This window comes from Granulicella sp. L46, assembly GCF_009765785.1.
GTDB lineage: Bacteria > Acidobacteriota > Terriglobia > Terriglobales > Acidobacteriaceae > Granulicella.
In genome coordinates this window covers 1489853-1509263 of the sequence record NZ_LMUT01000012.1, presented here as the reverse complement: position 1 = coordinate 1509263, position 19411 = coordinate 1489853, and the positions used below count along the sequence as shown (strand labels likewise).

The 19411-nt window shown below is 58.7% G+C and carries 18 protein-coding genes; 10 read left to right on the top strand and 8 right to left on the bottom strand.

Translation table 11 applies throughout. From position 1 onward, the window contains the following. Positions 1-54: 54 nt before the first annotated feature. The 3 genes from mtnA to uvrA form a co-directional block, all read right to left on the bottom strand. Positions 55-1122 (bottom strand): S-methyl-5-thioribose-1-phosphate isomerase, encoded by a 1068-nt coding sequence (mtnA, locus tag GSQ80_RS15735; RefSeq protein WP_158788505.1) that lies wholly within the window; start codon positions 1120-1122, stop codon positions 55-57. Positions 1123-1413: 291 nt separating this feature from the next. Further along, positions 1414-2292, bottom strand: coding sequence for a CPBP family intramembrane glutamic endopeptidase (locus tag GSQ80_RS15730; protein WP_158788504.1), 879 nt, complete (start codon positions 2290-2292; stop codon positions 1414-1416). A gap of 15 nt (positions 2293-2307) precedes the next feature. Continuing rightward, on the bottom strand, positions 2308-5475 hold the full coding sequence (gene uvrA, locus GSQ80_RS15725; RefSeq protein ID WP_158788503.1) for an excinuclease ABC subunit UvrA: 3168 nt from the start codon (positions 5473-5475) through the stop codon (positions 2308-2310). A 428-nt stretch (positions 5476-5903) separates the two neighbouring features. Between uvrA and GSQ80_RS22910 the strand changes: the two genes are divergently transcribed. Further along, on the top strand, positions 5904-6074 hold the full coding sequence (locus GSQ80_RS22910) for a hypothetical protein (protein WP_174241343.1): 171 nt from the start codon (positions 5904-5906) through the stop codon (positions 6072-6074). 16 nt (positions 6075-6090) lie between these two features. Here the strand turns inward: GSQ80_RS22910 and GSQ80_RS15720 are convergent, their stop codons facing one another. After that, complete coding sequence (locus tag GSQ80_RS15720) at positions 6091-6846, bottom strand: hypothetical protein (RefSeq protein WP_158788502.1); 756 nt, start codon at positions 6844-6846, stop codon at positions 6091-6093. A gap of 300 nt (positions 6847-7146) precedes the next feature. On the opposite strand from GSQ80_RS15720, the gene GSQ80_RS15715 reads away from it, so the two are divergent. The 4 genes from GSQ80_RS15715 to GSQ80_RS15700 all read left to right on the top strand — a co-directional run bounded on the left by GSQ80_RS15715 (position 7147) and on the right by GSQ80_RS15700 (position 10307). Next, on the top strand, positions 7147-8079 hold the full coding sequence (locus GSQ80_RS15715) for a hypothetical protein (RefSeq protein ID WP_158788501.1): 933 nt from the start codon (positions 7147-7149) through the stop codon (positions 8077-8079). A gap of 152 nt (positions 8080-8231) precedes the next feature. Further along, positions 8232-8879: a nitroreductase family protein gene (locus GSQ80_RS15710; protein ID WP_158788500.1), complete on the top strand. Its 648-nt coding sequence runs from the start codon at positions 8232-8234 to the stop codon at positions 8877-8879. Positions 8880-8883: 4 nt separating this feature from the next. Further along, positions 8884-9348, top strand: a complete 465-nt coding sequence (locus tag GSQ80_RS15705) for an NUDIX hydrolase (RefSeq protein WP_158788499.1) — start codon at positions 8884-8886, stop codon at positions 9346-9348. Next, positions 9345-10307, top strand: coding sequence for an alpha/beta fold hydrolase (locus GSQ80_RS15700; RefSeq protein WP_158788498.1), 963 nt, complete (start codon positions 9345-9347; stop codon positions 10305-10307). The genes GSQ80_RS15705 and GSQ80_RS15700 overlap by 4 nt, the downstream gene beginning before the upstream one ends. On the opposite strand, the gene GSQ80_RS15695 is transcribed toward GSQ80_RS15700, so the two are convergent. From GSQ80_RS15695 to purB, 3 genes are all read right to left on the bottom strand, one after another. Beyond that, complete coding sequence (locus tag GSQ80_RS15695) at positions 10304-10978, bottom strand: UbiX family flavin prenyltransferase (RefSeq protein ID WP_158788497.1); 675 nt, start codon at positions 10976-10978, stop codon at positions 10304-10306. The genes GSQ80_RS15700 and GSQ80_RS15695 overlap by 4 nt on opposite strands. Positions 10979-11070: 92 nt before the next feature. After that, positions 11071-11655 carry a YkgJ family cysteine cluster protein gene (locus tag GSQ80_RS15690; RefSeq protein WP_158788496.1) on the bottom strand — a complete coding sequence of 195 codons (585 nt, stop codon included), beginning with the start codon at positions 11653-11655 and terminating at the stop codon, positions 11071-11073. 36 nt (positions 11656-11691) lie between these two features. Next, positions 11692-12990 carry an adenylosuccinate lyase gene (purB, locus tag GSQ80_RS15685; protein ID WP_158788495.1) on the bottom strand — a complete coding sequence of 433 codons (1299 nt, stop codon included), beginning with the start codon at positions 12988-12990 and terminating at the stop codon, positions 11692-11694. A 149-nt stretch (positions 12991-13139) separates the two neighbouring features. On the opposite strand from purB, the gene GSQ80_RS15680 reads away from it, so the two are divergent. Beyond that, entirely contained in the window at positions 13140-13583 is a 444-nt protein-coding gene (locus tag GSQ80_RS15680) for a MarR family winged helix-turn-helix transcriptional regulator (RefSeq protein ID WP_158788494.1), read from the top strand. A 12-nt stretch (positions 13584-13595) separates the two neighbouring features. After that, the gene (locus GSQ80_RS15675) at positions 13596-15470 is read left to right on the top strand and encodes a chloride channel protein (protein ID WP_158788493.1); all 1875 of its coding nucleotides are present in this window, start codon (positions 13596-13598) and stop codon (positions 15468-15470) included. Between the two features lie 28 nt (positions 15471-15498). On the opposite strand, the gene GSQ80_RS15670 is transcribed toward GSQ80_RS15675, so the two are convergent. Beyond that, positions 15499-15756, bottom strand: a complete 258-nt coding sequence (locus GSQ80_RS15670; protein ID WP_158788492.1) for a glutaredoxin family protein — start codon at positions 15754-15756, stop codon at positions 15499-15501. Positions 15757-15870: 114 nt separating this feature from the next. Here GSQ80_RS15670 and panB point away from each other — a divergent pair, with 114 nt between their 5' ends. From panB to coaBC, 3 genes are read left to right on the top strand one after another with little or no spacing between them, the layout of a single operon-like run. Next, on the top strand, positions 15871-16863 hold the full coding sequence (panB, locus tag GSQ80_RS15665; protein WP_158788491.1) for a 3-methyl-2-oxobutanoate hydroxymethyltransferase: 993 nt from the start codon (positions 15871-15873) through the stop codon (positions 16861-16863). A gap of 3 nt (positions 16864-16866) precedes the next feature. Next, positions 16867-17763 carry a pantoate--beta-alanine ligase gene (gene panC / locus GSQ80_RS15660; RefSeq protein WP_158788490.1) on the top strand — a complete coding sequence of 299 codons (897 nt, stop codon included), beginning with the start codon at positions 16867-16869 and terminating at the stop codon, positions 17761-17763. After that, positions 17756-18976, top strand: a complete 1221-nt coding sequence (gene coaBC, locus GSQ80_RS15655) for a bifunctional phosphopantothenoylcysteine decarboxylase/phosphopantothenate--cysteine ligase CoaBC (protein WP_158788489.1) — start codon at positions 17756-17758, stop codon at positions 18974-18976. The genes panC and coaBC overlap by 8 nt, the downstream gene beginning before the upstream one ends. Positions 18977-19411: the final 435 nt, after the last annotated feature.

Here is a 19411-nt window from a genome sequence, read left to right as displayed (position 1 = left end):
GCGAGGATACATCGAGTGAGCCAACGCTAGGTGAATCAGCTCCACGCAGTGGGGCTAAACGGCCGCGAGCGTTAGCTCCGACTCCAGGGCCATGGCTCGGATGGACTCGTTATACGGCGCGCGCAGCACGCCACGCTCAGTGATAATCGCGGTAATGTACTTCGCGGGCGTGACGTCAAACGCCGGGTTCTCAATGCCGACGCCGTCGGGCGTCATCTGCTTACCGTTGGAGTGCGTGACCTCGCGCGGATTGCGTTGCTCGATCGGAATGCCCGCGCCCGTGGCCGTGGCCAGATCAATCGTATTGAAGGGCGCAGCGACGTAAAAGGGAATCCCGTGCTCTTTCGCCAGGATAGAAACGCTGTAGGTGCCGATCTTATTCGCCGTATCCCCATTCGCGGCGATGCGATCGGCTCCGACGATGACCGCCTGGATGCGGCCCTTGCTCATCAGATGCCCGGCCATGTTGTCGCACAGCACGGTGGTAGGAATGGAATCCTTCATCAGCTCCCAGGCGGTGAGTCGCGCACCCTGAAGATAGGGGCGTGTCTCGTCCGCGAGCACGTCAATGTGATGGCCGCGCTCCACGGCCGCACGAATGACGCCAAGCGCAGTTCCGTAGCCGCAGGTGGCAAGCGCTCCCGCATTGCAGTGGGTGAGTACAGTCCCCTGCTTCGGCAGCAAGTCAGCACCATTGGCGCCGAGCGCTTTGCACTGGGCAATGTCTTCGTCATAGAGCCGCTTCGCGAGTTCGACGACAGCGGTCTTTATCTCGGGGATCGGCGTATTCTTTGCGGCGAGTCCGTTGAAGATATCCCGCACCTGGCCGATGCCCCAGAAGAGGTTGACAGCAGTGGGACGAGTCTCCGCAAGCGTAGAACAGATCACCTCAACCTCGGCAGTAAGCTCCGGCAACGTCGACGCGTTGCTGCGCTCAATACCAATCGCCACGCCCATCGCGCCGGACACACCGATGGCCGGAGCTCCGCGCACGATCATGTCGCGAATGACGGTGGCTACCTGCTGGTAGTCGGTGGCGAGAACGTAGGTCTCTTCGAGAGGAAGCTTAGTCTGATCAAGGAAGTTGACGCCGGCGGGCGTCCATTCGAGCGTAGGAATCATGTCCCTACTAGTTTAGAGGAACTTGCCTGCGCATTGTCAGAGATTGTTGCCCACCAAGCTACAGCCCAGCCTAGGGCGTAGACCGCCACTGCAGCATTTTGCCGAGCTCGAAGACCAGATAACGGCTCTTGCAATCGGCACATAAATACGCCCGATACCCCAACATCAGGTACTCCTTAGGTTTGCGATGCACGCGGAACGTATCGCTGCAACTGCAATTCGGACAACTATGCACTCTCGCCACTGGCGGGCCCGCCTTCTCTATGGGGTTAGGAATTTGGTTGAACGGTATCAATGGCTTAGCTTATCCATGTGCCGAAATCCACCCGTAGCAACTAAGATGCCCACAAAAATCGTCAAGTTGTACGTGGCATGCATCAGCGTTGAGCAGGCGACCGAGTGCGTCCGAATGCGCACAAAACTGAGCATGAGGCTGACGCCATACAGCACTCCAAGCACTCCCCATGCGTGAGCCAGCTGATCGGCATGCAGCAGCGCGAAAGGGATGCTCGAAAAAATCGCCGAGAAGATCAGCGCCGAGGTGGAATGAAGCGAACTCCGCTGCCAGCGATCCAGGCCGGCGGGTGTGCGCTCCAGCGCCAGCCAGTCGTACGCCGTAGCGAGTGCCGGCAGAAGGAAGCCGCGAAACGCGATCTCCTCCGTCAGCGGCGCCAGCAAAACGGCAAACGCCATCAACAGCCACGCTGCATGCGGCGTCGTGAGAATGCTGTCAAACGCGGTCGTCTTCGGAGCCGGAAGCAGCTGCATCAATGCCTGCGCGGCCGCACTCAGCAGCACCCCTCCGCCGACGATCCAGTACCAGTAGCGCCGCGCGGCAAGAAAGTTCCAATGGATGCCCTGCAAAAACGACACGTCCCACAGATGAGGAAACAGCCATGCCGACGCCGCCAGCGTAAGGACATAGGCCAGCGCTTGCGACGCTAGTCCCAGCCCGGGATGCTGCAGCGCCGACTCCAAACGAATGTGGGCCAGCGTGAAGATCGCCAGTTGACACAGCACGACCATCAGGAAGGCCAGCGAAAAGAACAACATCGCATGACCAGCATGGGGAATGCGCCGGGCAGGCCCGTGGTCCTGCGCTGGATCGGTATCGTGCTGGATGTCGAGTACTTTGGGCTCGACTGCCTCGGGAACGGGAAGATTGCTCATAGGACAGAGTTCAGATTACTTCGCCTTGCCCACTGACGTCTTGGCCGACTTGGTTTTCGCACCCTTCTTCGCACCAGTTTTGCGCACAGCCGGTTCCGGCTTCAGCTTGGATGCCGTCGGAACGCCCGTCTTTTTCTCCGGCGCGATGAACTTTGGTTTGGGCGCCTTCTTCTCCAGGTCCGGCAGAACGACTGGCGGTAGATGCCCGTTTGAATTCAACGTACCTGCGTTGGCGTAGTAGCGCTCGAGGAAGTGTCCGGTATGCGAGCCGGGAGTGTGCGCGACGAGCTCAGGTGGCCCCTGCGCGACGATGCGGCCGCCTCCCTCGCCACCCTCAGGACCCATGTCGATCACATAGTCGGCGTTGCGAATGATGTCGAGGTTGTGCTCGATGATGATCACCGTATTCCCCAGATCGGTCAGGCGGTGCAGCACTTCCAGGAGCTTGCGCACATCGTCGAAGTGCAGTCCGGTCGTAGGTTCGTCGAGCAGGTAAAGCGTCCGCCCTGTCTGTCGCTTGGACAGCTCGCGCGCCAGCTTCATCCGCTGCGCTTCGCCGCCCGACAGCGTCGTTGCGGATTGACCGAGATGGATATAGCCCAGGCCAACATCGACCAGCGTTTGCAGCTTCTGGTTCACGGCGGGAATTTCTTTGAGTACCGGCAGCGCGTCTTCAATCGCGAGCTCAAGGATGTCGGCGATCGAGTAGCCGTTGAACTTTACGCTGAGCGTCTCCTGGTTGTAGCGTCGCCCGTTGCAGATCTCGCAAAGCACGTACACGTCGGGCAGGAAGTTCATCTCGATGCGCCGCTGACCTTCGCCCTGGCAGGCTTCGCATCGTCCTCCCTGCACATTGAAACTGAAACGCCCGGGCTTGTAGCCGCGCTCGCGCGACTCTGGCAGCATCGCAAACAGATCGCGAATCGCAGTGAACACGCCGGTGTAGGTTGCGGGGTTCGAGCGTGGCGTGCGGCCGATCGGCGACTGATCAATCTGGATCACCTTGTCTAATTGATCAGCCCCGTGAATGGCCTTATGCCGTCCCGGCTCCTCGCGCGAACCATACAGTTCCTTGGCCAGCGAGCGGTACAGGATGTCGTTGACCAGCGTGCTTTTGCCCGAGCCGCTCACGCCCGAGACGACGGTCATGACGCCGAGCGGGAAGTGCGCCGTTACATTTTGCAGATTGTGCGAGGTCGCGTCCTGCACCGAGAGCCAGCGGTCGGAGAGGGGTCGCGCAGCCTTGTCCGGTGTGGGTCGCGTGACAATGTCGATATGTCCGGCGAGATATTGTCCCGTCACCGAGTTCGGATTCGCCATGATCTCGGCGGGTGTGCCGGAGGCCATGATGTGGCCGCCATTCTTGCCGGCGCCGGGGCCGAGATCGAGCACGTAATCGGCCTTACGGATGGTGTCCTCGTCGTGCTCGACCACAAGCACCGTGTTGCCCAGGTCGCGCAGATCTTCAAGCGCCGCGATCAGCCGCTGGTTGTCGCGCTGATGCAGGCCGATGCTGGGCTCGTCGAGAACATAGAGCACGCCGCGTAACTTGCTTCCGATTTGAGTGGCTAGCCGGATGCGCTGGCCTTCGCCGCCGGATAGTGTGGCTGCGCTGCGATCCAGCGAGATGTAGCCGAGGCCCACGGCGTTGAGGAATTCCAGGCGTTCGATGATCTCGCGCTGCAGGCGGTCGGCGATCAACTTTTCGCGCCCGCTGAAGGCCATGGATCGTGCCGCCTGCAGAGCGCGTTCCAGCGAGAGCGCGGTGAAGTCTGCAATGGAGGCGTCGCGTTTCGCGTCCGCCGCTTCGATAGGCTCAGTCTCGTCGCGCGTGCTGGGCGGATGCATCGCAGCGTCCGCTAACGGAAGCGTGACGGCGAGCGACTCTGGCCGCAGCCTGCGTCCGTGGCATCGCGGACATTCGGTCGCGGACATGAATTGCATCATGTACTCGCGATACCCTTCGGACTTGGTGTCCTCCAGCGTGTCGCGAAGCCAGTTGAGGATACCGTGGAATCCGGTGCGGCCAACTTCGTTGCGCGGAGGACCGTAGAGTAGCAACTGCTGCTGATCCTTGGTGAGCGAAGAGAACGGCTGCTTGAGGTTGATCTTGTATTTTTCCGCCGCGAGCTTGATCAATCGCAGCAGATATTGTGACGACGATCCCGGCCCCATCGCTCCGTCCAGTAGCGGCTTCGACCAATCGGAGATGGTCTTTGCCGGATCGAAATCATAAATCGATCCGAGCCCATGGCACTCGGGGCAAGCCCCGTACGTGGAGTTGAAGCTGAAGCTGCGAGGCTCAAGCTTGGCCACGTTGATGCCGCACTCCGGGCACGCCATCGAGGAGCTGAACAGGGTCTCACTCATTTTGCCGTTGGGTGCCTGCAGGCCGATGAGTACAAGTCCGTTCGCCAGTTGTAACGCGCTCGCAACCGCTGCCGAGAGTCTGCGCGTGTCGAACCCGGCGGGGGCCGGAGCTCCCTCCGCGATCGGCTCTGTCGGATACGGCTTCAGGATGATTCGATCGACGATGGCTTCGAGGGTGTGGTTCTTGCGCTTCTCCAGCCGCATCCCCTCTTCCACCTCGGTGACTTCGCCGTCGATGCGGATGCGATAGCCCTTCTTGTCGAGCGCCTCGATCTCCTCGCGAAACTCACCCTTCCGGCCGCGAACGATAGGCGCCATCACCGTGATGCGCTCGCCCGGCGAGTCGGCGCGGCTGCGTTCCACAATCTGCGCGACGATCTGCTCGGCGGTCTGCCGCGAGATAGGCCGATGGCAGTTAGGGCAGTGCGGCTGGCCAACCGACGCATACAGCAGCCGCAGGTAGTCGTAAATCTCCGTAATGGTGCCGACGGTGGAACGAGGGGAGCGGGAGGTCGTCTTCTGCTCAATCGAGATGGCAGGCGACAGCCCATCGATGGAGTCGACGTCCGGCCGCTCCATCTGGTCGAGAAACTGCCGCGCGTAAGCCGACAGGGTTTCGACATAGCGTCGCTGCCCTTCGGCGTAAATCGTGTCGAACGCGAGCGAGCTCTTGCCTGACCCGGAAAGTCCGGTAACGACGGTGAGGGTATTGCGCGGAATCGACACAGAAACGTTCTGCAGGTTGTGCTGCCGCGCCCCGCGAACGTCGATGTGGGTGAGGTTCTTGGACGGAGATTGGGTCGAAGAGGCCAAGTCTCTAGTCTACTAGGTTCCGGACATGCCCCGACCTGGGCCGCTCCGCCGACCTCGGGATCCTCCCGCCAGCCTCCACGCGGAACGCCAGTTGGGTCATTTGACCCAGTGTCAAGGACACTTGACCTGTTCGCCGAAAATTGGGTGGTATACATCCCGAAGTGCTACCCGAAACCAGGCTAAAGCAGTCGATTTGGGACCCGAAACGGGGCTAAGTCGCGCAAGAATTCGCGGAAATGCTGGGAAAGTCCAGAAATCCACCACCGTGTCGGGACAGGAGGAATATCCTTAGGTAATAACGTGGCTCAGATTTCTAGTGGAAGTTTCGACGGAAAAGTCCAAAATAACCTTGGCCCGGGAATCGAACGTGATTCCCTCTGCTCGCATCCCAATAGTGCAGCAGATGGAACCCAAGGAGACGTTGTCGCATGAATTCGTCGGTATTGCTGGTGGGAGCTGTATTTGCGTCGTTGGCCTTCGGAGTGCTACTCGCGTATGCCATCTGTCACGCCATGTTTCGCGTCTTCCGCGTCCATGCCGAATCGACAGCGCGGCGCGGCCAGACGGCCAGTGCGAGCGTAAGCGCCGGTAGCCAATAACCTAAATATCTCTCGATTACTGGGGATTTGAGCCTGTGGGGGGCGGGGTCTGCGGCTTTGTCGCGTTCGTGTTCTTATTTTTCTGATCCTGCTGCGCCTGCATCTGCTGTAGCTCCTGCAACACCATCTCAGGCGTCAAAACCTTCGCGGGACCATTCGCTGGAGGAGGCACGGAAGCCGTCGGCGCGCTGGTTGGAACGGCTGGCGTTGGGGCCGGCGAGGCCGTGACCGGAGGCGGCGCTGCGGCTGGGGCAACACGGATTGCACGATCGCTGCTGTCGTCATACATCGCGTAAGCCGGCGAATTCGGTCCCGGCGGCTCGGCGCCACCGACACGAGAGGTAAGGACGAGCTCCGGCGGAGTGCCCGCACTGCCACCAAGCAAGAGTATGTTTGCCCCGGTTCCACCCAGAAGCGTTGCCAAAATGGTCGATAAAGGGGCGGGACCGTAGTTTCCAAAGACGCGCTGCTCCTCGACGCCGCCGGTGATTTTCATGCCAGTAATGTGTGAAATCGACCGCAGAATCTGATTCAGACTGGAGTTATCGGCACGGATCTGCAGGAGGCCATGAGTTAGGATGACCTCGGCGTGCCGTGGCGGGTCGGGTGCAGGAGTCGCGGCCTGCGGAGCGCCCGGAGCCACTTGGCCAGGTAGAGCGGTCGGGGCCGTGGCAGGCAGGTTCTGGCCGCGCATGTCAGTGGCCGCGGCGAATAGAACGAGGAGCCCTCCAACAACGCAGGAAATTCTTCGCAGATGGTGAGTTGGGTGCATCTTCTGCTTCGGACGTGCGTGCCGGCAAGAGGGTAGCTTCACAGCTTCAGAATACCGTCAAAGTTCCGAGACGTAATCCTTTTTGGGAATGGCAAGCGGTAGAACGAGCCGTTCACTGGACTCTCAACCCCGGCCTCCGTATGCTGGGCAAGGCAAGATGCACGTGTTGAGGAGCCTGGAGTGAGAGACGAGAGGAACGGACTCAGTCGCCAAGGGATTCGAGCGGGGGTCATTCTTGGGGGGCTTCTGGCGCTTTCGCCTTCTTTCTTATTTGCTCAGACGTGCGTTACCCAAGCCAAGATGACCTCCGGCGTCCGCGACGGACTGAGTGCGGCCGCCCTGACACTGGCGCAGGCCGTGCAGGCAGTTGATGTCACGAAGGTGCAGGGAATGACCATCCCGGAGTTTTCGAACCCTTCAGCTTTCGGGCCTATCGAGAGCCTGATGCGGTCAACTGCTTCGCGTATGGGCAATGGCGAACTTCGGGTGGTGCAGATTTACGAGCTCGACGCGAGCTCGCGAGTGACTAGCGAGACCTCCGATACTGACTTCAGTTGTGCGCTTACCGGCACCACATCCGAGACCGACTTCGCCATCTCGGGTCTTCCTCGAGGGCTCTACGGGTTCGCCATGGTGGAAGTGGCGGGAGATCATCCGTGGCTGCTTTCCTTCTTGCTGCGCCAGGACGGTGGAGTGTGGAAGCTGGCTGGCTTCTATCCACGCGCAAACACCGCGGCTGGTCACGATGGAGAGTGGTATTGGAAAAGCGCGAGGACGTATGCCAAAGCCGATGAGCTTTGGCTGGCGTGGATCTTCTACGGACAAGCGGCTGAGCTATTGCGTCCTGCCAACTTTGTTACAAGTACGAATTTGGACCGGTTGTTTTCCGAGCGGCGAGCAGCAGCGCCGCCCGAGTTGATTGGCGGTATCGGTTCGAATCATCCGCTCGTGCTGAGAGCCAGCGATGGTAAGGGGGGGGCGGTCGAATATCGGTTCACTGGTATTTCTGCCCAGGGATCCGATGATGGCAAGGAATTAAACCTGATTCTTCATATTCCAGCGGATGGCGTGAGCGATCCGGCTGAGGTGATCGCCCGTAGTAAAGCTGCGGCGCAGGCACTGCTGGATGCGCACATCGAATTGCGGCAGGCCTTTAGTGGAGTCTGGATTTTCGCGGAGTCGGAAGGACATGAGCCGTTGGTGACTGAGCAAACAATCTCCAATATCCCCTAGTATGGTTGGTGATTCTCACTGTGAAGCGATAGAGCTCTGATGTGAGGATGGAATTTCCCGGCGTCGATTTGGCAAGAGCAGGGCATCTCGTGCTGCAAATGCTTCAGCGAGTATGTGATTGATCGAGAAAAGAGACTTTCGGAGAAGAGTTCATGGCAAGCTTTCAGAAGTCCCTGGCGCAGGCCATCCGTGACCGCCGCTCGACGCCCAGTTTTGACGGAGAGCCGATCCCGCCAAGAGATCTGTGGCAGATTCTCGATGCCGGTTTGCATGCCCCTAGTGGCTACAACATGCAGCCGTGGCGCTTTATTGTCGTGCAAGACCCCGAACACCGAAGACGGCTGCGCGCAGTCAGTTATAACCAGGCAAAGGTGGAGGAAGCGCCGGCGATCATCGTTGCATGCGGAGACCGCGACGGATGGCGACGGGACCTGGAGGAGATGTTGCGCATGGGCCGTGCGGGTGGTATGCCCGAAAGTTACGCCGCGCAGGCAGCGGCCAATGTCCCTGAGTATCTTTCAGAGTTTTCCCGGGAAGAGATGGCGAGCTGGCTCAATAAACAGGTGACCGTCGCGTTGACGACGATGATGTGGATGGCCGAAGTGCTGGGGTATGACACTGCCATGCTGGAAGGATTTGAGCAGCGCGGTGTTTGCGAGACGCTGCGCCTTCCCATGAGCTACTGGGTCGTTTCGATGCTTGCCGTTGGGCGGCTAAAAGGTACGGACAAGTTCGACAGTGGCCGCTTCGATCCATCGCATACGGTCTTCGGCGACGAGTACGGAAAACCGTTAAAATAGGCCGATGGAATCGTCCCGCGAATATCCAAATTTTCCTATTCCAGGCGTGGGAGCCGTGGTTCTGCGTGAGGTCGAGGGGCGGACGGAGGTTCTGTTGATTCGCCGCGGATCGGAGCCCATGGCAGGAGGCTGGAGCTTGCCTGGTGGCGCGATTGAGCTTGGAGAGACCGTTAGCGAGGCTTGTGTTCGCGAGACGCTGGAAGAAACCGGACTTATGGTCCAGCCTTTAGCCGAGGTGGAAATTATCGACATCATCTACCGTGACGCGATGGGCCGCGTCCAGTATCACTACGTAGTCGTCGACATCTTATGTCGCGTGGTGGGAGGACAATTACTTTCGGGTACGGATGCGAGTGATGTGGCGTGGGCCGACGTGAGGCAGGTGTCGGAGCTTGGGGACTTCGCTTTGACACCACGCGCCTGTACAGTGATACGTAAGGCTTTGATCATGAATGAGGACTTGAAATGAAGACGCTGGGGCGGTTGTTGCTGCTGATTGTCATCGTTGGGGTGGCGTTCGGTGTGGTGTTTTACGAGCGTCCGCTCTGGGTTGCGCAGCAGGAAACACACTTCGGCCTTTTTCTGCATCATGTGCAGAGCAACTACGTGATGATGCCAGAGGGACGGGTGCACTACTACGAGGCCGAATCTCGTATTCCTGGCGGCGGTATCCCTGTGGTGCTGGTGCATGGTCTAGCCGACCGCGATGAGAGCTGGGCCCCGATGCTGGAGCGGCTGAAACGCTCGGGATTTCATGTGTATGCGCCCGATTTGCTCGGATATGGCCGATCTCCCAAGCCCGCCGACAGTGATTATTCGATTTCAACGCAGACACAATTCGTCGCAGACTTCATTCAGGCACTTGGACTCCAGAAGCCCAATGTGGCGGGATGGTCAATGGGCGGCTGGATCGTTTTGAAGCTTGCGCTCGACCGCCCCGATTTGGTCAATCGAGTCGTGATCTACGACAGCGCCGGGGTTCATCACCAGGTGGGCGGAGGGAGGCAGATCTTTCACCCTACCAACGAGGCGGAGCTGCAGCATCTGGCTGATCTGCTGGAGCCGAATCAAAAGCCCTTGCCCCACTTTGTTCTCAAAGATGCGCTGCGACATCTCTCCGAAGGTCAGTGGGTGGTTGACCGCAGTATGGATTCGATGGAGGGAGGCAAGGATCTTCTGGATGCGCGACTCGGAGGTCTGACCAAACCATTGTTGATCGTGTGGGGAAGTGACGACCAACTCCTGCCCCTTGCGATTGGTGAGGAGATGCACGGACTTGATCCGCAATCCGAACTGGATATTCTGCAAGGGTGTGGGCACCTGGCGCCGAAGACTTGTCCCGACCGGGCGGCCGCCGTGACCGTAGATTTTCTTAAGGAGAATCCGCCGCCTTCGGGGGGCACATTCACACTCAGCAGATCGCGTTAGATCAAATCCTCTGAAGCCTGGTCTGCTCCCCAGACGTACGCGTCTGGCTGGGGTAAACCGATATGCTGTAAAACGCGGTGAGCATAGTTTCGTGCGATGTCGTCGACGGTCTGCGGGTGGTTGTAAAATGTCGGGATAACGGGGAAGATGGTTGCGCCCGCTTCTGTGGCGGCGGCCATGTTGCGGATCTGAATTAGGTTCAGCGGGGTTTCGCGGACGCATAGCACGAGGCGGCGTCGTTCCTTCAGGCAAACGTCCGCAGCACGTTCGATCAGGTTTCCGGCCATTCCGTGTGCGATTCCGGCAAGCGTTCCCATCGAGCAGGGCAGAACGAGCATGGCGTCGACGGGATAGGAGCCTGAAGCGATAGGAGCTCCAATATCCTCATGAGCCAGCAGCGTGGTTTTTTCGGATGGCCGACCCAGGAGCTTCTCCAGGACCGAGTTCCGCGCACTTATGCCACTCTCTTCGGCCAGAACTCGAAGGGCACTTGGCGAGACGATTAGATGAACGCGGTTGACGCGCGGGTCACGTTCGAGGGCTCGCAGCGTTTCGACAGCAAAGATAGAACCGCTGGCGCCGGTGATGGCGAGAACGAGGGTCTTGCTTGCTGGGACCGCGGAAGATTCCGCCCAATCCGGCGCTCTGTGCGAGATGGTCGCGAAGGCCATAGAGAACGATTATCTCGCAAATTGCGGACGCATTGGTGGAGTCTTCACAAGCATTTGCCAATGGAAACTGCTGGATAAGAATATTGCAGTCTTTATTTCACCGGAGCCAACGCGAATGCCACGAGTGTCGGCCCAAAGAGGCCAGACTGCTTCTGGGCATCCTCAATGAGCGCCTCCTCCTGCAAACGCCAGTCCTGATCCATCTCGCAGCGCGCGACTTCTTCGGCGGGCGCATTCACGAAGCAAAGTTCGCATACGGTCAGTTGGTCGTCCGCGTCTCGAACGGGCGGGCCGAACGTTCTGCATTGGATGGGCCGGAATGCGTATAGATCACAAGTGCCGGTATCGGGATCAAGTACGGGGCAGGGCTCGTCGTTGGCGAATTCGACGAAGGCCTCTTCATGTTGCGGATCGGTGAAGAGAAGGCCGGTCACAGGATCACCGGGGAATTCTTCGATCAGACGCATCCGTGATTGAGCTGCACGGGAGCGGATTCGTTCTGCAACGTCTGCAGGGGCCTTTGCGAGGCCTTCGCGCAATTGATTTGCGTCGAATTGCGAGATCGCGAAAACGCCTACGCAGCATTGGTGACAGCCGGGGCGGCAGGCCAGCCAGTCGCCGGAGCGCTCGGTGGTCGAAGCGAGTGCGTCATCGAGGATGGAGAATAAAGGTGCCATGGTGGATTGAGCGGTGTAGGAGTGATTGTGGAGAGGTCAACCCTCCGCCAAGACCCGGGCAAAGACCTCGTCGATGTTCGTCAGTTGTCGCCTGACGTCGAAGGCCGCCGCAATGTTCTCAAGCGACATGCGCTGGTTGATCTCGGGGTCAGACTCTATAAGTGCCCGGAAGTTGAGGTCGTTGGTCCAGGCGTTCATTGCATGTCCTTGCACGAGGCGGTATGCGTCCTCGCGACTCATGCCGGCGGCTGCGAGATCGATAAGCAACTGCCCGCTGAATACGAGACCGTTGGTTGATTCGAGGTTCTTCAGCATTCGAGCGGGATACACGAGCAGGCGTTCAATCAACGTGGCTGCACGGTCGAGGAGATAGTCCGCAAGGATCGTTGTGTCGGGAAGGATGACGCGTTCGGCGGAGGAGTGGGAGATATCGCGCTCGTGCCAAAGCGCTACATTTTCGAGGGCCACCTGCGCGTTACCCCGCACCACACGGGCGAGCCCGCAGATGTTTTCGGAGGTGATGGGATTTCGCTTATGCGGCATGGCGCTTGAGCCTTTTTGGCCGACAGAGAAAAATTCCTCGGCTTCGCGGACTTCGGTCCGCTGCAGATGGCGGATTTCGAGGGCGATTTTGTCCAGCGTCGAGGCAAGCACAGCCAGGGTTGCGATGTAGGCGGCATGGCGGTCTCGCTGGAGAACCTGAGTGGAGATCAGGGCAGGCTGCAACCCGAGTTCGGCTAGGATTGCCGCCTCGTGCGAGGGCTTCAGTTTACCGAAGGCGCCCACTGCGCCCGATATTTTACCCACCCGCAGATCTTCGGCTGCTGCGTCGAAGCGCTTGAGATTGCGGCCCATTTCGGCATACCAGAGGAGCAACTTCATCCCGAAGGTAGTGGGTTCGGCATGGACACCGTGGGTGCGGCCGATTGTCGGAGTGTGCTGAAATTCCACAGCCCTCTTGCGCAGAACGTCGCGAAAACGGACAATACCCTCACGAATCAATGCAGAAGCTTGAACCAGGGCTAATCCCTGCGCCGTGTCGACGACATCGGTGGAGGTTAGGCCATAGTGCAACCAGCGGGAGTCTTCGCCAACCGACTCGGCGACGGCCGTCGTGAACGCGAGGACGTCATGGCGCGTCTCTGCTTCGATTTCGTGGATGCGTTCGATGGTGAAGGAGGCGCGTTGTTGCAGCGATTCAACAGCGGAGAGGGGTACGATCCCCGCGCGGGCCAGAGCTGTAGTTGCCGCTATCTCCACCCGGAGCCAGTTTTCATACTTACGTTGTTCGGACCAGATGGCAGCCATTGCTGGCCGGGTATAACGGGCAATCATATGCGAGCTCCGGAAAGGCTGTTGGAAACGTTGAGGATCAATCGGTAGAGAAGAAGACGTATCTAGTGACTAGGGTTAGTGTAACGAGTTGTTTTCCAGCTTCAGCCTGTTTAGAACTATCGTTTTGCGATAGAATGGGGAGAGTCCTTATGCCAGATTCAATTGAAGTTCGGGAAGCGCAGTCCAAGCTAAAGAGCCTGGCAGAGTTCCGATTTCAGATGCGGAAGTTTCTTAGTTTCAGCGAGAGCGCATCGGAGAGGTATGGAATTCCCGCGCAGCAGTATCAGCTCATGCAAGTGATCGCGGCGATTCCAGAAGGGCAGCAGGCATCGATCACGTACCTTGCGGAACGAATGATCCTGCGGCATAACAGCACGGTGGAATTGGTGGATCGAGCAGAGCGCGCCGGGCTGGTTCGAAGAGAAAGCGACCCGAAGGATATGCGGCGTTCGTTGGTGCTGCTAACTTCTCACGGGCATGACATTCTGGATCGCCTTGTTGCGGAGCATCTCAGCGAGCTATCACCGCTTTGCGAGCATCTCATTCACGCGTTGCAGGATCTGCAGGGTGCGGTGCAACATTCGACCCCTTAGGAGCAGCGGACGTTGAATACCTCGAACCCGCCTGCGGCGCTGCGAGACTACTCCGCGAACAGTCGGATTTTATACACCAGTTCGCTGGCGGCAGGGCTGGGAGCAATAAGTGCAGTGCTCGCTTGGATGTTGTTGGAGATGATTTCTCTATGTACAAATCTCTTCTACTTCCAGAAGTGGAGCTTTGTTGACAGGGATCCCTGGCAGGCAGGAAGGCACTGGTGGCTGATCCTGATGCCGGTTTTGGGCGGCCTGATTGTCGGCTTGATCGCGCGGTATCTTTCTCCGCGAGTTCGTGGGCATGGCATGCCAGAAGCGGTTGAAACGATCGTGTTCAATGGCGGCCGCGTTCAGCCTCGCGTTGCCATTCTGAAGCCGATCGCCACTGCAATATCGATTGGTTCCGGCGGGCCATTCGGGGCCGAAGGTCCCGTGATCATTACAGGTGGCGCGGTCGGCAGTGTGCTTGGCCAGCTGTTACCGATGACGGGGTCCGAACGAACTGTGCTCATGGTTGCGGGCGCGTCGGCGGGCATGGCTGCTACGTTCAACTGTCCTATGTCTGCCACGCTGCTAGCGGTGGAGATCTTCCTTTTCGAGTGGAAGCCCCGCTCGCTGGTCCCGGTTGCTATTGCGTGCGTTACGGCTGGAGCGGTTCGCCGGTTGCTGCTGGGACCTGACAGCGTGCTGCAGATGGTTCCGACGGGCGCGCCGGTATATCACTCGGCGATGTTGGGGGCGCTAGTGCTGGGAATCGCCGCGGCGCTTGTGGCCGCGGGCTTGAGCAAGTCGATGCACTTTTTTGAAAAGATGTTCGAGCACTCATCTATCCACTGGATGTGGTGGCCTGCAATTGGTGGTGTGGTGGTGGGACTGTGCGGTTACATCTTTCCGGAGTCGCTGGGCGTGGGTCACAGCGTCCTTCAACAGCTTGTCTCGGGTGATGCGGGATGGAAGCTGCTTGCAGGAATTCTGGTCCTGAAAAGTTTGAGCTGGTCGTTCTCGTTAGGCTCGAATACTGCGGGCGGAATTCTTTCCCCGTTGCTGATGATTGGCGGTGCACTGGGCGCCGCATTCGGCCACCTGATGCCGGTGATGAGTAGTGGAGCCTGGGTATTAGTGGGAATGTGTGCGGTGCTGTCTGCAGCGATTGGCGCGCCACTGACCTCGGCAATGCTCGCCTTGGAACTGACGCATAATGGCGGCTTGATGCTGCCGGTGCTGCTGTCGTGTGTGGCAGCTTACGCAGTGAGTGTGCTTGTGATGCCTCGTTCGATGCTGACAGAGAATCTCAGTCGCAGGGGCCTTCATCTTAGTCGCGAGTTTGGCGCAGATCCTCTCGAGGCAATCCTGGTGTCTCAGGCGATGCATACCAGCGTCTTTGCGCTTCCTGAAGACGCGACGCGGAAGGATGCGGCTGACTGGTTGCGCAAGATGGAAGAACGCGGAAGCGAGGCGTGGTCTCACTGGCAGCGCCTCTTCCCCCTGGTGGATAGCGAAGGTCGGATGACGGGTACGCTGACCCGCGCGCAGTTGATCGCGGCCGCGCGCAAGGAAGATCTGTCGACGCCGCTGGCAGTGGATGCGAATCGCCATCCCAAGACGGTGTCGCCGGTCTCAACGCTTCGGGCATGCGCCATGTCGATGGCGGAGTCGAAACTGACATCGTACCCGGTCGTCAGCGCGGACGGAAAGTTACTCGGCATTCTGACGATCACCGATCTACTGAAGGGGCGCAGCCAGGAAGCGCATCGCGAAAGCGATCGCGAACGAGTTCTCCGATTGCGATGGCCGTTTGGTCCCGCTAATCGAGCGAAGGGCTCGGTCATTCACACGGAACCGATTACGCATGTTCCTTCGCCGCAGGAGTTGGACGAGTCTGATTAGGTGGTGTCCGGTCACCGGCAGTGTTTGGTCAGGGTTGAGATACGCCGAACAGGTCAGCCATCTCGTCGTGCAGAAAGCCTTGTCCTGGCCTGTATGGCTGAATCCACTTTCCATCGAGGACAAACTGCGGGATTGCGCGTTTACCCGTGTTGGCAATGACCTGCTCTGCGGCGCCAGGAGTCTTTTCGATGTTGATTTCGGTATAGGGGATCGCGTGTTGGGTGAGAAAACGCTTCGCCTCGCGGCAGTCGCGGCACCAGTCGGCAGAGTAGACAAGAAGCTCCATACCAATATTGTCGCCGATCCATGGCCTGACGGGGAAGGGCTTGCGGGAAGAGTATACTTGGGGATGTTCGGGCCTCATCTGCGTTAACAGAGCGGAGCGGCACTGGAGAGAACCATGAGCGTTACGCAACTCCGTGAGAACGGAGCAAGCATGCCTGTCCATCCTGTGACGGCACAAACCCTCCTTGAGATGAAACTCGCTGGCCTTGCAATCACTGCATTGACAGCCTATGACTACCCTACAGCGCGTCTGGTCGACCAGGCCGGCATCGATCTCATTCTAGTCGGGGATTCCGTGGGTATGACGGTGCTCGGCTACGACAGCACCTTGCCGGTCACGATGGAGGAGATGCTGCATCATACCCGTGCCGTGGCGCGTGGGGTCAAGCGAGCCTTCCTGGTCGCCGACATGCCATTCGGGTCATATCACACGTCGCCGGATGAAGCTCTTCGCAATGCCACGCGATTCATCAAGGAATCGGGCGCACATGCTGTGAAGATCGAGGGTGGGGAACGCCGCGCGGCTCTCGTCCGACGGATGACGGATGCGGAGATCTCTGTCGTGGCTCATATTGGACTGACCCCGCAGTCGATCCATCGCATGTCGGGTTACCATGTGCAGGGCCGATCGCTTGAGGCGATTGAGAGCCTCTATGCGGACGCGCTTGCGCTACAGGATGCCGGTGCGGTTGCAATTGTGCTCGAGGGAATTCCACGCGAAGTTGCTGCCGAGGTGACTGCTCGATCTTCCGTACCGACGATCGGGATCGGCGCTGGGCCGGACTGCGACGGCCAGATTTTGGTGTTTCATGATCTGTTCAACCTGACATTTTCGCCGCCGGCGAAATTTGTGCGTCGGTATGCAGATGCCGCAGCCTTTTTTGGCGGCGCGCTCGAACGTTATCGCACGGACGTGAAAACCCATAATTTCCCGGCAGACGCGGAGAGCTACCATTTGTCGCGGGAGGTTCGCACTCAGCTAAAGTCTCTCGGTGACCAACCGGATGTGCTCGTGCGTGCCGATGATTTTGTGCAGAACGAACTTAAGGATGACGACCGAGACCCGTTCGCTGAATTCACCAAGCTTGTACCTGCAGGCAGGGACTGAGCCATGCGAATCCTTACTACTGTCCGCGAAATGCAACTCGCCTGTCGTAACCTCAAGCGCAAAGGCACGCTGGGCATGGTGCCGACCATGGGCGCTTTGCACGAAGGTCATCTTTCGCTGGTACGACGTGCGCAAGGAGAGTGTGATGCCGTCGTCGTGTCGATCTTTGTTAATCCTACGCAGTTTGCCGCGGGCGAGGATTACGAGACCTACCCCCGTACGTTTGATGATGACTGTGCCAAATTGGAGGCTGCCGGAGTAGACCTGCTGTTTGCGCCAGGTCCAGACGAGATGTACTCGCCGGGCTCGACTACGTTCGTTGAGGTGCCGGGTATTGGAGACCGGCTGGACGGAGCTTCTCGCCCGGGTCACTTCTGCGGCGTTGCTACGGTGGTTGCCAAGCTCTTCAATATCGTCAGCCCGCAACGTGCGTATTTTGGTCAGAAAGATGCGGCGCAGATTGCGGTGTTACGCGCAATGATTCGTGATCTCGACTTTCCCATAGAGTTGGTGGCGTGCCCAATTGTTCGCGAGCCAGACGGACTTGCGATGAGTTCCCGCAATCGTTACCTGTCTCCACAAAATCGTGGTCGTGCGCTGATCTTGCATCAAGCGCTGCAGACGGTCTGCCAACTTCTTGAGTCTGGAGAGACTCGCTCCAATGTTTTGCAGAGAGCATTGTTGAGCGTGTTTGCGGGACAGGAGGATATTCGCCTGGACTATGCTGCGATCGTGGATCCGTATACGCTGCTTCCGGTTGCCGACACCGCGCGGGGAGCGTTGATAGCCGTGGCCGCATGGGTAGGGTCGACGCGGCTGATCGACAACATACTCACGGAGAACTTACCGATCGAGAATCTCAATCTTCAACAGGGCTGGATGGAGGAGACACATGCCTGAAGCGCGCAAAGTCTTGCTCGGTGTGTGTGGTGGCATCGCGGCCTACAAGTCCGCTGAACTGGTTCGCGAGCTACAGCACCGGGGCGCGGAGGTGCGTGTCATGATGACGCGATCTGCGGAGGAGTTTATACAACCGTTGACCTTTGCTTCGCTGACAGGTCACAGAGTCTTCACGGGTCTATGGGACTCACCCTCTGAGGCTTCGGTTATTGAACATATTGCGCAGGCACAGTGGGCAGACGTCCTGGTGATTGCTCCGGCGACGGCGAACACGCTTGCGAAGCTATCCCATGGGATCGCCGATGATTTTCTTTCAGCGACTTATCTTGCAACCGAAGCGAAGGTTGTTTTGGCGCCTGCCATGAATGTGAACATGTGGAATCACCCGGCCACGCGCGCAAACATTTCGGCGCTGGAGAAAAGAGGACATCGAATCGTTCAACCCGAAAGTGGTTTTCTCGCTTGCGGGATGACGGGTGACGGCCGGCTTGCGGATATTGAGATTATTGTTCGCGAGGTATTTGAGCAGATGAATCACCGGCAAGATCTCCTCGGCGAAACGGTTCTAGTTACAGCGGGAGGAACTCGCGAGCCGATTGATCCAGTACGGTTTCTTGGGAATCGCTCGAGTGGGCGAATGGGATATGCTCTGGCTGCGGCAGCCGAACAGCGGGGTGCGCGGGTCATTCTCGTTTCAGCACCGACAGCGCTGGCGCCACCACCGCGCTGCGAATTTCTGCCTGTGGAGACGGCAGAAGACATGCACGCTGCCGTGCTGTATCGTTTGCCGGAGGCAACGATTGTCATCAAGGCCGCCGCAGTGGCGGATTTTCGTGTGCGTCATGTCGCCGGGGATAAACTGCATCGCGATGCTCCGCCGATCCTCGAGCTAGAGGCGACCGAGGACATTACTCGCAGCGTCGTAGAGAATAAGACCCCGGGCACGCTCGTCGTCGCGTTCGCGGCAGAGATGGGATTAGATGTTTCTCGCGCCCGCGCGAAGCTTCTTCGTAAAGGGGCAGACGCCATAGTCCTCAATGACATCAGCGGGACTGGTATCGGTTTCGATTCTGATCGGAACGTCGCCATTTTTCTCACCCCTGAGTCGGAGGTGCATTTAGCGGAAGCCTCCAAGAGTGAGATCGCTTCCCAAATTCTCGATCAGATTTCTTCGCTGCGTTCCCGCCGTTTACTTATGCAGGAAACCTGTTAGACGCGCAGCTTGTCCTTCCGAGGTCTCCCGGATCGCTTATCGACGTTTATTCCCCCAGCCATACCGAGCGACCCTGATATTGGAGGATACGAATTACCAATCTCGCTCGTATCTTCCGCGGACGCTACTGCACGAGCTTCGAACATCCTGAACCAATTGTCCCGGTACAACCACTCACCTATTGGTTGCTTTGCCCACGGCGAATCATGTGTCCTACCTGGCCATCGCGTGATGGCGCAGGTTCAGTGGACATTGGTCCCGCTATGTGATCGGAATCCACAAACCTGTGTGCCGAACATCTTCGACTCCAAGCCAACGGATTACCAGAAGACGACTCAGAGAACCTGGCGTGGGCCAGGTGAGACCAGCTTCGTTGAGTCTCCCCCGTCTGCGCCGTAGCAGATCAGTGAAGACGTGGCCGTGGATGGCTTGGGA